At 39.2% G+C, this 14,921-nt stretch carries 12 protein-coding genes and 1 pseudogene; 9 read left to right on the forward strand and 4 right to left on the reverse strand.

The window, feature by feature from the left end; all coding sequences use genetic code 11:
• Positions 1 to 19 precede the first annotated feature (19 nt).
• Together AAZO_RS37315 and AAZO_RS37320 are read left to right on the forward strand one after the other, a co-directional pair.
• The gene (locus AAZO_RS37315; protein WP_228371553.1) at positions 20 to 388 is read left to right on the forward strand and encodes a pentapeptide repeat-containing protein; all 369 of its coding nucleotides are present in this window, start codon (positions 20 to 22) and stop codon (positions 386 to 388) included.
• Complete coding sequence (locus AAZO_RS37320) at positions 378 to 773, forward strand: pentapeptide repeat-containing protein (RefSeq protein ID WP_228371554.1); 396 nt, start codon at positions 378 to 380, stop codon at positions 771 to 773. Before AAZO_RS37315 ends, AAZO_RS37320 begins: the two co-directional genes overlap by 11 nt.
• Before the next feature lie 64 nt (positions 774 to 837).
• Here AAZO_RS37320 and AAZO_RS07065 read toward each other — a convergent pair whose 3' ends face one another.
• Together AAZO_RS07065 and AAZO_RS07070 are read right to left on the reverse strand one after the other, a co-directional pair.
• The gene (locus AAZO_RS07065) at positions 838 to 2,199 is read right to left on the reverse strand and encodes a TldD/PmbA family protein (protein ID WP_013190706.1); all 1,362 of its coding nucleotides are present in this window, start codon (positions 2,197 to 2,199) and stop codon (positions 838 to 840) included.
• Positions 2,200 to 2,301: 102 nt separating this feature from the next.
• A complete protein-coding gene (locus AAZO_RS07070) occupies positions 2,302 to 3,774 on the reverse strand; it encodes a TldD/PmbA family protein (RefSeq protein ID WP_013190707.1) in 1,473 nt (490 codons plus the stop codon).
• A 333-nt stretch (positions 3,775 to 4,107) separates the two neighbouring features.
• Between AAZO_RS07070 and AAZO_RS07075 the strand changes: the two genes are divergently transcribed.
• The 5 genes from AAZO_RS07075 to AAZO_RS43465 all read left to right on the forward strand — a co-directional run bounded on the left by AAZO_RS07075 (position 4,108) and on the right by AAZO_RS43465 (position 10,245).
• On the forward strand, positions 4,108 to 5,061 hold the full coding sequence (locus AAZO_RS07075) for a diguanylate cyclase (protein ID WP_013190708.1): 954 nt from the start codon (positions 4,108 to 4,110) through the stop codon (positions 5,059 to 5,061).
• A gap of 176 nt (positions 5,062 to 5,237) precedes the next feature.
• On the forward strand, positions 5,238 to 6,029 hold the full coding sequence (locus AAZO_RS07080) for a glutathione S-transferase family protein (protein WP_013190709.1): 792 nt from the start codon (positions 5,238 to 5,240) through the stop codon (positions 6,027 to 6,029).
• Between the two features lie 210 nt (positions 6,030 to 6,239).
• Positions 6,240 to 7,970, forward strand: coding sequence for a helicase HerA domain-containing protein (locus tag AAZO_RS07085; protein WP_041639620.1), 1,731 nt, complete (start codon positions 6,240 to 6,242; stop codon positions 7,968 to 7,970).
• Between the two features lie 570 nt (positions 7,971 to 8,540).
• Positions 8,541 to 9,524: an RNA polymerase sigma factor, RpoD/SigA family gene (locus AAZO_RS07090; RefSeq protein WP_013190711.1), complete on the forward strand. Its 984-nt coding sequence runs from the start codon at positions 8,541 to 8,543 to the stop codon at positions 9,522 to 9,524.
• A gap of 538 nt (positions 9,525 to 10,062) precedes the next feature.
• Positions 10,063 to 10,245 (forward strand): DUF2283 domain-containing protein, encoded by a 183-nt coding sequence (locus AAZO_RS43465; protein ID WP_081462896.1) that lies wholly within the window; start codon positions 10,063 to 10,065, stop codon positions 10,243 to 10,245.
• Positions 10,246 to 10,260: 15 nt separating this feature from the next.
• Here AAZO_RS43465 and AAZO_RS07095 read toward each other — a convergent pair.
• Positions 10,261 to 10,929, reverse strand: a pseudogene (locus AAZO_RS07095) (Uma2 family endonuclease).
• A gap of 855 nt (positions 10,930 to 11,784) precedes the next feature.
• Between AAZO_RS07095 and AAZO_RS07105 the strand changes: the two are divergent.
• A complete protein-coding gene (locus tag AAZO_RS07105; RefSeq protein WP_013190713.1) occupies positions 11,785 to 12,510 on the forward strand; it encodes a hypothetical protein in 726 nt (241 codons plus the stop codon).
• A gap of 1 nt (position 12,511) precedes the next feature.
• Here AAZO_RS07105 and cobO read toward each other — a convergent pair whose 3' ends face one another.
• On the reverse strand, positions 12,512 to 13,189 hold the full coding sequence (cobO, locus tag AAZO_RS07110; RefSeq protein ID WP_013190714.1) for a cob(I)yrinic acid a,c-diamide adenosyltransferase: 678 nt from the start codon (positions 13,187 to 13,189) through the stop codon (positions 12,512 to 12,514).
• A gap of 407 nt (positions 13,190 to 13,596) precedes the next feature.
• On the opposite strand from cobO, the gene AAZO_RS07115 reads away from it, so the two are divergent.
• Positions 13,597 to 14,748: a homospermidine biosynthesis protein gene (locus tag AAZO_RS07115; RefSeq protein ID WP_013190715.1), complete on the forward strand. Its 1,152-nt coding sequence runs from the start codon at positions 13,597 to 13,599 to the stop codon at positions 14,746 to 14,748.
• The last annotated feature ends 173 nt before the right edge of the window (positions 14,749 to 14,921 follow it).

A 14,921-nucleotide genomic window follows, 5' to 3' on the forward strand; every position in this document is an offset into this window, starting at 1 on the left:
TAACGCAAAGAAACCCAACATGATCAATGCTTCTGTTGGGTTCCGCTGTGGCTTAAAGCAACCTACTCAGCGTAATGACAATTTAACATTAGCAGATATGCTAGATGCTAACTTAATGAATGCGGATTTGCGTGGTGTCGACTTAAGCAGTGCTAACCTCACAGGTGCGTGCTTGCGTGGTGCTAACCTACGGGAAGAAAAGAGAATTTACTGTGCCATTCTCCGGGGTACTAAACTCCATAAGGCTGACTTGCGAGGTGCTGATTTAACTGGTGCAGACTTATATAAAGTTGATCTAAGTGGTGCTAACTTAGGTGAGTCAAGCTTGCGGGGTGCTGATTTGCATGGTGCTAATCTGAGTGGAGCAATTTTATATAATGCGTCTTGAAGCGATATTAATTTTAGGTGGTGCTATTCTTAATGGTGCTAATTTAATGAATGCTAGGTTGGAAAGATCAAACTTCACGGAAGCTGAACTTATAGGTGCTAACTTGCAAGGTACAATTATGGCAGTTACTAAACTAACTAGACCCAATATGAGTCGAGCAAATCTGAGTTTTGCTAGATTAAGTAGAGCAGATTTAAGTCAGGCTAACCTGCGCGAAGCTAACCTTACAGAAGCAGATTTAGTAGATGCCTATCTTGCCAGAACTAACTTAATTGACGCTAATTTAAGTCAGGCAAATTCGATCAGAGCAGAAATTAGTAGTGCAAATTTGATGCATACAAATTTGAGTGAAGCAGTAATTCCTGATGGCACAGTTAACGATTAAATTGGTAATTGGTGATTGATTGGTAATTGGTGATTGGTGGGCAATGCCCACCGGAAGCTTATATTTACTCTCCAGTAATAGAGAGTTCACTCACCCAAACTCTGGGACAAACTCCTCCTGGTGTTAATTCTGCTTCTTTCTCTACATAAACAATTGATTTCAAGACTTCCAAGAAATCACCAGCTACTGTTGCCGATTCGATACTAATTTTCTCACCTTTGTTAACTAACCAACCATCAAAAGGCAAAGAAAACGAACCTTGCAAAGCCTTAACACCAGCATGGAGAGCTTGTAAATCATCAATTAAAATCACATTTTCCGCAGTTTCTAAGCTTAATTCTTGCATGGGTAAGCCATGCAGGCTATCAGGTGTAGCTGCGGCAAAAACATGATAAAAATTGGGACCAACGCTCACCTTAGCACCAATACTTGCATTACCTGTAGGTTGGGCATTTAACCTTTTAGCTGTTCCCGCACTATGGAGAAAGCTGGTTAAGACACCTTTTTCTACTAACTTTACCTGACGGGTAGGAGTACCTTCACCATCAAAACTTTCTGCACCGATATTAGCAGGATGTAGGGCATCATCATAAACTGAAAGTAAGGGTGAAGCAATTTCTTTACCGATATCATCAGCCTTTGATAAACTTTGATTGTCAAGGATACTTTGGGCATTAAATAAGTTAGAAAATGCACCCAATAAACTCAAGAAAGCTTCAGCAGAGAAAACTACTCGATATTTACCAGTTTTGATTTTCTCATAATTTAAGTGGCTGATAGTTTTATCAGCAGTTTCTTTTACACAACCTGCAATATCTAAATCAGCTAAATTTTCTTTAATTCGATAAGCACCAGCACTGCGGGGTTTTTTACCTTCTTCTTCAGTTTTGCTATAAAGATAAACAGAAGCTAAGGAATGAGACTCTGTTCTTAAAGCACCTTCACTGTTGAGATAAAAGCGGTCGATATCTCTTTGTGCCAAACCATTATAAGGTACTCCTTTAATTGCAGGATGAGCCGCTAATAGTTCTTTCTCTGCTACTAATAATCTTTCAATTAGTTCTGAGATAGGTGCTTGTAGTGCTTTGTTTTTGGTGGTTTTGGCGATGGGAATGGTCGCTTCTGGACTAAAATCAGGGACGTTTTCTTTTACACCAAAGAAACTCGCTTCATAAGCAGTTTGTAAAGCTAATTCTAATCCTTTCGGATCTATATCTGTGGTACTGGTGACACCCATTGTATTTTCTTCGTTCCAAACCCGAACTGTGACACCGGAACGATTTGAAGCTTTTACTTGTTTGGGTTCTCCTTGGTCAACTTGAACGCTGGTATCGTCTACTGTTGAACCGTAAATATCAAATTTTTGAATGCCTAGTTTGGTGGCATTTTGTTGGGCGTAAGTTGCAATTTCTCGGATGTTAGACATGATTGAATTAATTTGTGATTTTCGACGGCAGATGAACGCAGATAAACGCAGATGATATGGATGGTTTATCTGTGTGCATCTGATGATTCTTATTTGTTGTTTTTATCGTCCACCAACAGTAATGGAATCAACCTTAATGTGAGGTTGTCCAACGGTGGTGTAAATGCTGCCGCTGACTGAACCACAAAAACCGGGAGCTAATTCTAAATCTTGGGAACACATGGAAATTTTGTTCATGATTTCCTTGGCTTCACCAATGAGAGTAGCGCCTTTTAGTGGTTTGGTAAGTTTACCATTTTCTATTAAGTAAGCTTCGTCAACGCTAAAGTTAAATTGACCTGTTGCACCGACACTACCACCACCCATTTTTTTGCAATAAATACCTTTATCAACGGAGGCAAATAAGTCTTCGTTGCTGTAGTTGCCTGTATCAATATAGGTATTTCGCATCCGACTGGCAGCTGCAAATGTGTAATTTTGACGGCGACCACTGCCTGTTCTAGGGTGTCCTGTGCGGACTGAACCTGTTCTGTCAGCCAGGAAGTTTTTGAGAATGCCTTTTTCAATTAATAATGTTCTTTGGGCGGGCATTCCTTCGTCATCCATATCAATTGTGCCGAAGGCGTTATCAGCACGTCCTTCGTCCCATGCTGTTAAACTTTCATGGGCGATTTCTTCGCCTTTTTTATCAGCAAATGGTGTGGTTTGGCGTTCAATTTGGGTAGTTTCTAATAGGTGTCCACAGGCTTCATGGAAAATGACACCACCAAAATGATTGGCCATAATAATGGGGTAAGTTCCTGATTCTACATAATCTGCATAAAGCATTTTACCTGCGGATTCGGCGATTTGTTCGGATGCTTGTTGATAATCCCAAGTTCTCAGGAAGTTAGCATCACTGGTGTTACCTGCACGTTCACCTATGGAGGCGCGGTTGGCACCGTCAGCGCAAAGAATATTAAAGCCGACGGACTGGGTGAGGCGGATATCACGGGCAAATGTGCCATCACTGGCAGCAACTAAGACTTCTTGCCAGTCACGGAAATAGGTAGCACGGCGAGATTGGATGTGAGTAGCTTTTTTGTTAAGTTGGGCAGTACCCTCAAGGAGGATTTCTCCCATTTCGCGGATAGAACTGCACAGAGGTAGCCAGCCGTCTTTACCACGTTTGGTGGCGTAGTCTCTAAGTAATTCTAGGTTAATTTCGGGTATGAAAGCACTCGGTCCTGGCAGTTGTAATCCCAGGATGGAAAGACCTTTTTCTAAAGCTGCTTTTAAACCGACAAATGTCAGGTTATTGGTGCTAACGTAACAGTCAGCCTTACCGCGAAATACTCTCACTCCTGCACCTGTGGCTAAACTAGGTGAAATACTGGTGATGATGTCGTCTTCTGCCAAGCAGCTAATGTAGTTACGACGTTCTAAAAATAATTCGATAAAGTCCGCACCTGCGGCACGTCCCAGTCCCAAAAGGATTGCCAGAGGCGCTTCCCAAGTTTCATCAAATCGTTCTGTGGTTGATGAATATTGTAGGCTGGGGAGTTGGTTTGAGAGAAGTAAGGTATTTGTAAGCATGAATAGCCTCGTCTGCTGGCGTGATTCAGATATCTGACAGAAGAAATCCTGGTGACATTAGTCTAACAAATCCATGAAAGCGAGTGTTGGCATTTAGATAGTAGGGTTTTCCGCCATGTTTTCAAGATGTTATTATTTACCTAATACTTAGAAATAGTGGACTTTTAAAAATACCATAGGATTGTATAATTTATTTTCTAGATGTTTCCAGAGATGTTGTTTTGCTGGTGTTACTGACTAAATATACCAATTCTACGAAAAAATAATTAAGGTGAACTGTTAGAAATTTAATGATAATAACTCATTTGTTAATAACCGATATAGGATTGTTATATGGCACTATTTAAACCTGAAGATTGCTTAATTTTAGTTGTAGATGATGTAAAATTAAATCTCCAAATCGTTGCCAAAATTCTAGATAATGTAGGCTATGAATGTAGCTTTGCTTCTAATGGTTATCAAGCCTTGAAACGAGTGAGATCTGCTCGTCCAGATTTAATCTTATTAGACTTAATGATGCCAGAAATGGATGGTTTGGAAGTATGTGAAAAAATTCAAGCTAATCCAGAGTTGTCAGAAATTCCAATTATATTTATATCTGCTAGTCAGGAGCAAGAGCATTTACTTCAAGCTTTTCAAAAGGGAGCGGTTGATTATGTCGCAAAACCATTTCATAGTGCGGAACTTTTGGCTCGTGTGAGAATGCACTTGGAGTTAAAATATTCACGGCAAAAATTGAAGAATTTATTGCAGGAACAAGTAGAATTAGTCAAACAATTAGAAACTTTAGCCAATACTGATCCCTTAACTGGAGTGTGGAATCGTCGTTATCTTCTGATGATAGCAGAGCAAGAAATAAAGCGCAGTCAGCTATATAATTTTTCTTTTGCTGTACTCTTAATAGATATTGACCATTTTAAGAAAATTAATGATACTTATGGGCATAGTATAGGGGATGATGTAATTATATTTATGACTAAAACAGTTCTCTATCATTTGCAGAGTACAGATTGTTTTGGTAGGTTTGGTGGTGAAGAGTTTGTTGCGTTATTGCCAGAAACAGATATGGATGAAGCCATGATAGTGGCTGAATGTATCAGAGAAAATATTAAAAATCAGTATATTACTTTTGAAGAACAAAAAGTATCAATCACAATCAGTATTGGTGTTTCTAGTTATAGGACAGGAGATAAAAATATTGATAGTATTCTTCGACGGGCCGACCAGGCGCTTTATCAAGCGAAACATGAAGGACGTAACCGGGTGATATCATGTCCATTGGAATAGTTATTATCAGCAGATTTTATGCTTTTAAGTTGTACAAATGGCATTTCCCTAATTTTTGCTCTTTCGGCCCTACTTAATAATAGACTTGTCCATTATTTAGCAATCTATCTAAAAGAGATCGTAAACTAAAGATAAAATTGTAAAATCAATCAGTAAGTTAGTTACAAGGAATGAAGATGCTGAAATTATATCAGTGGGAACTATCTCAATATTCAGAGAAGGTGCGTCTAATCCTTGATTATAAAGGTTTGGAGTATGGTAAAATTGAAGTTACACCGGGGATTGGACAAGTTGAATTGTTTCGTTTGACTGGTCAAAAACAAGTTCCAGTGTTAAAGGATGGCCATAGATATATTGTAGACTCTACAGAAATAGCTAAGTATTTAGACTCAGAATATCCAGAGAACCCTCTGTTACCAAAAGATCCAAAAAAACGTGCTGCGGCTTTATTGATGGAAGATTGGGCGGATGAGTCAATAGGTGTTAAGGGTAGAAAATCTCTATTTGCGGCAATTAGTCAAGATCAAAATTTCCGCAAGTCTTTATTACCTGTTTCAACACCAGATATACTCAAAAGTATGGTTGAAGGTGTCCCTACTGATTTTCTGAATGTGTTGGGTTTAGGAGTTGGTTTTAGTCGTGATGTAATTAATTCTGCAATCGCTAGTTTAAGACAAGATTTAGAAATCCTCACGGAATTATTATCAGATAGTCCTTATCTGTTGGGAGATGAACCAACTATAGCTGATTTAACAGTGGCGGGATTGTCGATATTATTGAAATTTCCACAAGGGCCTTATTTAGATTTACCAGAGTCTCTCAGAGGTAAAGGGTTGCCTATTTTAGCGGATAATCCTGATTATGAACCATTTTTCACCTGGCGTGATCGCCTCTACGCCCAATTTAGAAAACCCTTATCAGGTAAACCTGCTGCTGGAAGTGCACCAACTTCAATTCAAATTGATTAAGTAATTGATAGGTGATAGGTGACAGGTGATAGGTGACAGGTGATAGGTGACAGGTGATAGGTGACAGGTGACAGGTGACAGGTGAGAGGAAAGAGTTATAACCAATTAATTCCAATTACCAATCACCAATCACCAATCACCAATGACTAATGACTAATGACTAATGACTAATGACTAATGACTAATGACTAATGACTAATGACTAATACAATGAATGCACGACAAGCATTAGGTTCAGTCATCGAAGGTTCTCTAACTGGGGGTTTAGAAGTTAGATTACACCCGGATATTTCTGTAGAAGATATGCGGGTGGGTAAATTCCTGGTGGTACAAGGGGTGCGCGCGCGCTTTTTCTGTATGCTGACAGATGTATCATTAGGTGCTGCAAATGCGCGAATTATTGCTAGCCCTCCTGGTTGGGAAGATACATTTTTGCGAGAAGTTTTAGCCGGAAGTGGTACCTATGGAATGATCAACATCTCACCAATGTTGATGTTTACGCGAGAATCTAATGAATCTTTCTCCTCCACCAACGGTAAATCACTCAATCCCTTTATTCCATCTGCTAGTGGTTTAGCATCATTTAAACCCCAAACCAGCACGACGATCGAATTGCTACCTGTAAAAACCATTCCTAGTCACTTTAGCCAAGTTTATGAAGCCAGTGAAGAAGATTTCCGCAAAGTATTTGGGTGGGAAGATGACCCCCACAGAAAAAACTTCTCTATCGGTAAACCCTTAGATATGGATGTACCGATTTGTATTGATTTAAATCGGTTTGTGGAACGGAGTAATGGCGTTTTTGGTAAATCTGGAACTGGGAAATCTTTCCTAACTCGCTTACTTTTAGGTGGTGTAATTCGCAAAACTGCGGCTGTTAACCTGATATTTGATATCCACTCAGAGTATGGCTGGGAAGCAGTCGCAGAAGGTAAAGAAGTTAATACCGTCAAAGGTTTAAAACAATTATTTCCTGGTCAAGTCGAAGTATACACCGTTGACCCCGAATCAACAAAGCGTAGGGGAGTAAGAGATGCTCAAGAAATCTATCTTAGCTATGAACAAATTGAAGTTGAAGATATTAAATTATGTGGTAGAGAATTAGGACTTTCAGATGCAGCTTTAGATAATGCCAATATCCTCTGCAATGAATTGGGAAAATCTTGGATTACACAATTGTTCAATATGACAGGTGAGGATATTAAGATTTTTTGCAATGACAAGCCAGGACATCCAGGTTCAATTACTTCCTTACAGCGCAAGCTATTACGTTTAGATAGGTTGAAATATATGCGGGCGGTGAGTCCCCTAAACTATAGTAATAAAATTTTACAATCGTTAGAAGCAGGCAAAAATGTGGTTGTGGAATTTGGTTCCCAATCAAATATGCTATCTTATATGTTGGTGACAAATATGATCACCCGACGCATTCACGAGCATTATGTTAAAAGAGCAGATAGGTTTCTGCAAAGTAAAAATCCTCTAGATCGGCCAACGCCATTAATGATTACAATTGAGGAAGCACACCGCTTTCTTGACCCGGCCGTGGTACAAAGTACAATTTTTGGAACTATAGCTAGAGAACTGCGGAAATATTTCGTAACACTTTTGGTAGTTGATCAACGCCCGTCGGGGATAGATAATGAAGTTATGTCCCAAATTGGTACTCGCATCACTGCTTTGCTTAACGACGAAAAAGATATTGATGCAATTTTTACAGGTGTATCTGGTGCAGGAGCTTTGCGTTCAGTCTTGGCTAAGTTAGATTCCAAGCAACAAGCTTTAGTGTTAGGTCATGCTGTTCCTATGCCAGTGGTTGTGCGTACCCGTCCTTATGATTCAGCTTTTTATAGGGAAATTGGCGACCAAGTTTGGGAAGACAAGTCAGATGCTGAAGTTTTTGCAGCTGCAGAACTAGCCAAAGCCGACTTAGGTTTTTAGTAATTCCCAGGGTGTAGGGGTGTAAGGCTGTAGGGGAAAAATTAATTCTTCCTATTGAACTCCTGACAACTGACAAATTACCATTTAGTAACATCCCTCCATCAGGGAAGCCTCACAAGTTCGGTTATCCGGCTACTTATAAGCAACAGAAGAGGCGTTTTTCACGTCACTATAAAAATAGTTAGCCTTTTTAAGGAACTTCAAAATCAGCTTTAACACACAGCACACTTTGGTTTATAATAGAAAGATTTATCTGTTTCTCTTTACTATCTGCCAAACTTGCCGTACCATTGAAAAGTAATACTCATACTGACTTCGTGTTTTACAGTTGCTGTCAGCGACTGAAGGAAAAAAGAATTCTTGAAAACAAACCAGTGTGCTTCTAAGATTTTCCAAAATTGAGGAAGGGTAGGGAAACCCATCCCAGGGTAATACCGTCTTGACAACAGCTATATAAATTAATTGCTTATAGTAGCTCACCTCTGTCGAGTGATGTTTATGCCACCCTTCTCAATTCACTCTAGTTGAGAAAAGATTCCTTGTGTTTAGGGAGTAGAGGATAACGCGCCAATGCCTACTGTTAACACGCAAACTGAAAACCTGAATACCAAATTCACGGCTGATATGGTGCGAACCTATCTGCGAGAAATTGGTCGTGTACCACTGCTAACCCGTGAACAAGAGATTGTGTATGGGAAGCAAGTGCAGCAAATGATGACGCTGCTGGACGCTAAAGAAGTTTTGGCAAAAAAACTAGACCATGAACCTAGTTTACCAGAATGGGCTGCCCATGTTAACCAATCGGAAACCGAAGTTAAGCAGACGGTAGCACAAGGTAAGCGAGCCAAGCAGAAAATGATTGAAGCGAATTTGCGCTTGGTTGTAGCTATTGCTAAAAAGTATCAAAAGCGAAATATGGAATTTCTGGATTTAATCCAGGAAGGAACTTTGGGATTAGAAAGAGGTGTGGAGAAATTTGATCCCATGCGGGGTTATAAGTTCTCGACCTATGCTTACTGGTGGATTCGTCAAGCGATTACGAGAGCGATCGCCCAACAAGGTCGAACCATCCGCTTACCCATCCATATTACCGAAAAGCTGAACAAAATTAAAAAAGTGCAACGTGAGTTGGCGCAAAAGTTGGGAAGGTCTCCTTCACCTACAGAAATCGCCAAAGAACTAGAATTAGAACCTGCTCAGATTCGTGAATATCTGAACATGGCGCGTCAACCAGTATCTTTAGATGTGCGAGTTGGTGATAATCAAGATACCGAACTCCAAGAAATGCTGGAAGATGAAGGGCCATCACCAGAGTATTACACAACTCAGGAATTCTTGCGCCAAGACTTGAATAACCTGTTAGCAGAACTAACACCCCAACAGCGTGAAGTTTTAGCATTGCGCTTTGGATTAGAAGATGGTAATGAAATGTCCTTAGCGAAAGTTGGTGAACGCTTAAACCTCAGCCGTGAGCGAGTCCGTCAACTGGAGCATCAAGCTCTTGCTCATTTACGTCGCCGTCGCGCCAATGTTAAAGAATACGTTGCCAGCTAAAAGTGTAGACAAGCAGCTGCTTGTCTACACTTTTAGCTGTACGCCTCCTGAATTCAGGGGGCAATTTTTTTGTGCGTTGTCAGTGGTCAGTGGTCATTTGTTATAAGTAGCTAGGTGCAATTAAATATAAAACGTTCCACTATGTTTCCACCAGTTTAACTACTAGCTGTCATACCCTCTATAAGTTTTATATGTAATTACGACCATCTACTTATAAACAAGCTTTGGATATTAAAATCGAATATGGAGATAGATATTCTCAAGCCTTAACCTACGTTCCTTTAGGAACACTAGCAACAGCACAAAAAGACTATACAGCAGCAAGAGGGAATTGAGAGAGAATTGGCAGAAGGCGTTAGAGATATATATTGAATATAAGGATGAATATCGGGTGAATATTACTAGGGATATTTTAGAGAAATTACCAGAGTGATTTAATTTTGACTGTTAAACTACTGTAATGTTGGATGATACAGTGAAATAATATCCAGAGGTGATGAGTGAGTGAAAGACACAGACAACTTTCCTTATGATTTGACTGCGTCTCGATGAGTCAAAAATTATTGAATATGAAGAAGTTTATCCGGGAATTGTTCTTGATTTTAATGAACAGAATCAGGTTGTAGGTATTGAAGTTTTACAGTTAATAAGTAGGATAAATTTGACTAAAAAGAATATCAAAGTTGAAAATTATCAATCTTGGATTCTAGTATTAGCATGATAAATGCTGGAGAAATTACCGGTGTTCTGATGAATTTAATCCTGCTTGCAATACTTCTAAGACCTTAACCATATCTCCTGCTAATCATGAGGTTATAGATAACCATAAACCCGGCATAACTTGACTTTTAATAATTCCATCTACATCAGTTTGTAGTGATATATATTCACTCTCATGTAACTGAAACCAGTCTAATTTACTTTCTAAGCTCTGCCAAACAATATATTCTTGAATACCGTTGCGCTTATAGGCTTTTTCTTATCATATAGCTGATAAGCTGCACTGCTGGCAGCAATTTCTGCTAGTAATTCCGGTGCGCCTTCAATATAATCATCATCAGTTATCCGCGAGTTTCCCCCCAAAGCTGCCTCAATTCATAAAACTCCATCGGGTTGGGGTTCATTATCTTGATCTAGTCTGAATAGTGGGTTCGATTCCTAATTTGATTCCGGGAGTATAAATTTGATAATTTCCTAACCAAATCATAAATTTGCCATGAGGTACTGCATGACGTTGAAAGCGTAAGGGTGAGGCAACGTAAACTACTCCTTCGATTAATTTAGCTTTTTTAATATCGGGACTTTCAGCATAACGACGTTCAAATTCATGGCGTGATAAGCGCTCGCCATTTTCTAAAGATAGAATTTGAGGAGTTGGGTTAGTTTGTGGCTGCTCCATCACCATTTGGTATACTTCCAGGAATTACTTTCAATCATCCCAAGTAAAATTATCAGGTCATCTGTCAATTAATTTTTGGGCTTCGGCTTTGATCTTTTTTCCATAGGTTGAGCTCAAATCTCCCTCTCTGGTTACATTGTAAGCGGAAAATCCGCATAATAATATATATATTGGCGTAAGAAAGTTTACCAAAACTCGGAAACTGTTTCCATATTACCATTATTGTCTTTTTATAAGTTATTTAGGGCTTCCACTCCGGGGGTATAATCGGGCATTAATTCCCGCCCCATAGCTTGGATTTCGCTGCTAGTGAGTTGCATAAGCGATTCAGGCTTTTTACTGAGTGGTGTCAAAATTAACTACATCTCAGACATTAGCATTTCACTTCCCCTATAATTTTCCCTCATCTCGTCCGAAATCCCCAGACTTGCTGTTGTAGCTAACAATAGCCAAGCAAATGGGACTGTGGGTGCAATCTCGCTGATCACAATTTGCTTATTGCTTATACAAATCACGAAAGGTATCAAAATGGGCAATAGAGCAAAAAATCTGATTATTTCACACTGAACATGACATCTAAAAATGTCAATTTCAAGATATATCGATATAGATTTTATTTCTAGTGTAAAAAATATATTTTCCATACCCCAAAAGAATTAATTGTTGGGGAGAAGCATGAAATTATTAAGGCTTAATATTGTTCGATGAGCAAGCAAAAATCTATAATAACTTCATTTGTTGATGGTTCTTGACTCCAGATCTTATATATAAAACCTTTGAGGGAATCACGCAATATCAGTATTTAGTTAAGATTAAAGCGAATTGCAGGTAAGTAATTAGTTTTATTACAGGAGAAATCACGTGCTTAACAATATTTCTAAATTCATTCCCTCTCGTCAGTTAAAATTTACTGTTATTAGACTACTTGTTACTAGTGGGATTTTAGGTTTGGGTGTAATTGGGGAAATGAGGAAAATAAACCTGAAATCTACCGCTATAGTAGCCCATTTACCAGGCTATACAAATCAAATTCAACTTAGTGATACAAATTCTGTTTTGTCGCAGCCTAAAGATATTAGAGAACAAAAAATTCAAGTGCAATTAAACAGTCTTGCTTCTAAGAATTTATCATCTCAATCTGTAATCATAAATATTCCCAAAACAATTCCCACAAATACAACACAATTACAAGGCACATCACCAGTAAATTTTCCTGAAAAAGATGGAATTTATCTTTATGGTCAGTCCTCAGCACCAAACCAGTTAGGACAAGGTTATATTGTCTTTCAAAAACATCAAGGTAAGGTAATTGGTGCATTGTATATGCCCAGTTCTGAGTTTAGCTGTTTTCAGGGTACGCTTGCTAAGTCGGGAGAATTGGCAATCACGGTAACTAGTTCTCCGGGTGAAGCTGGTTTAACTCAAGTTTCAACAGCTAGTAGAATACTCAGGTTGACTGATGAAAATGCTATCACTTACGCCCATTCCATAGCACTGCAAGACTATCATCAGTTAAATTCCGTCAGTGCTAATGAGCAGCAAATTTTACAGGCTTGTAGTCAAGATTTAAGCGGTGCTGGTCAGTAGTTTAATACTCAATTCCAGCTTGGGCTTTAATCCCTTTATCTCGAAAAGGATGCTTAATTAAGGTCATTTCTGTGACTAAATCTGCTTTTTCAATTAAAGCTGGTGGTGCGCCTCTACCTGTGAGGATGATATGTTTATCTGGTGGTTTTTGGACTAAACCGGCTAATACTTGCTCAACTTCTAAGTAACCTAGTTTGAGTGCAATGTTAATTTCGTCCAATAGTACCAGTTTAAAATCTGGGTTGCGGATGAATTCTAATGATTTGTCCCAAGCAGCACTGGCTTTATCTAAATCGCGATCACGATCTTGAGTTTCCCAGGTAAAGCCTTCACCCATTGCATGAAATTCTAGTTGGTCTGGCCAATGGCTGAAAACCCGCTTCTCTGAAGGTTCCCAAGCACCTTTGATAAATTGAACGATCGCTACTTTGTATCCATGACCAAGCGATCGCATTACCATTCCCAAAGCAGCAGTAGTTTTACCCTTACCATGACCAGTATTGATAATAATTAACCCTTTTTCTGGTATGGCTTTGGCTATACGTTTATCCTGTATTTCCTTGCGTCGCTGCATCTTTTGGCGATACTGGTCGTCATTCAGGGATGATGATATTACCTCATCGATCAAACGCGAAATCTCTTGATCTGAATTTAATTCTTCTGGGGTGTCGTTTTTCATCTATATATTGTATCCAGCAACAAATTTTACAAATCAAAATTTACGTTTCTCCGTAATTTCTACAGTTAAGTACTTATTTATTGTTATTAACAATAACATTATTTCTACTACCAAAGAAATAAATTAATCTCTTGTTGACATTTTAATAAAAAGAACCTTAAGTTTCACCTACATAGAGACGTTAAACGCACAGAAAATGAATAAGCAAATTTAACTAAAGGGTTAACAATCCTTGAACCCTTGTCTGGAGAGGCTTTTAACAAAGCTGTAATTTACCCAAATAGGTAATTATTGTGATTTTTAACCCAGATGCTGACCCTATGTATCAAGAAGACTTGAAACAATTGCTGAAAAGCTAGATAACATTAGATGCGGGGTATTTACCATTTATTTAAAAGTGAGCAAAAATGTCAAAACTGCAAGGTAAGAAAATCACACCCATGCCCATATCAGCGGGTATTACTGTAGTTGATTTGATTAATGAATACTTCACCGCGTATAATTCAGCCCGGTTGCGCGAAGCTTGTAAACTGCTGAGTCAAGATATCTTTCAAGCAGGTGTAACAGTTGGGGTTAGTCTTTCCGGGGCGATGACACCAGCGGGTTTTGGAGTTTCCGCCCTTGCGCCTTTGATTCGTCATGGTTTTATTGACTGGATGATTAGCACTGGTGCAAATCTTTACCATGATGTACACTATGCTTTAGGTTTTGAACTGTTTGCTGGTAGTCCGTTTTTAGATGATGTAAAATTACGGGAAGAAGGAACAATAAGAATTTATGACATTATTTTCGGTTATGATGTGCTGTTAGAAACTGATGCATTTATCCGCAAAGTTCTACAAGCAGAACCTTTTCAAAAGCGCATGGGAACGGCTGAGTTTCATTATTTGCTGGGTAAGTATGTGCGGGAAGTAGAAAAGCAATTGGGTGTGCAGCATTCCTGCTTATTAGCTACAGCTTATGAATATGGCGTACCGATTTATACTTCCTCTCCTGGGGATAGTTCTATAGGGATGAATGTGGCGGCTTTGGCTTTAGAAGGTTCAAGGTTGGTGTTAGATCCAGCTATTGATGTAAATGAAACATCTGCGATCGCCTACGGTGCGCGAGAAACCGATGGTAAAAGTGCCGCTGTAATTCTCGGTGGTGGCAGTCCTAAGAACTTTTTGTTGCAAACTCAACCGCAAATTCACGAAGTTCTCGGATTGGAAGAAAGGGGACATAATTTCTTTGTCCAGTTTACCGATGCGCGTCCAGATACAGGCGGTTTATCGGGTGCGACTCCAGCGGAAGCGGTGAGTTGGGGTAAGATTGACCCAGATGAGTTACCCAGCACCATTGTTTGTTATACCGATAGTACGATCGCTATACCTTTAGTAACGGCTTATGTGTTGAATCAGTGTCAAGCTCGTCCTGTGAAGCGGTTGTATGATAGACGGGAAGCATTGTTAGAGACTTTGCAAAAGGATTACCTTGCGGCTAAAGACAAGCCAGTTGTTAAGGAAGAAGGTACTGAGGAAGTACCTTCTTATCGTTGCGGTACACCGATTAAACGTTAAGGTTTTACTTCCATGCGATCGCCTCAAATATTATTCTAAAGTTTGCTGAAGGCGATCAGTTTCCCAGCCCAAAATAAATATTTCTTATCAATGATTTCTGATCTTTGGGAGTGCAATCACCTATAGATTTCTAATCACCTATTTTTTTCTAAATAGTGTCTATCATAAATTGA

It is taken from the genome of 'Nostoc azollae' 0708 (assembly GCF_000196515.1).
In the GTDB taxonomy this organism is placed as follows: Bacteria; Cyanobacteriota; Cyanobacteriia; order Cyanobacteriales; family Nostocaceae; genus Trichormus_B; species Trichormus_B azollae.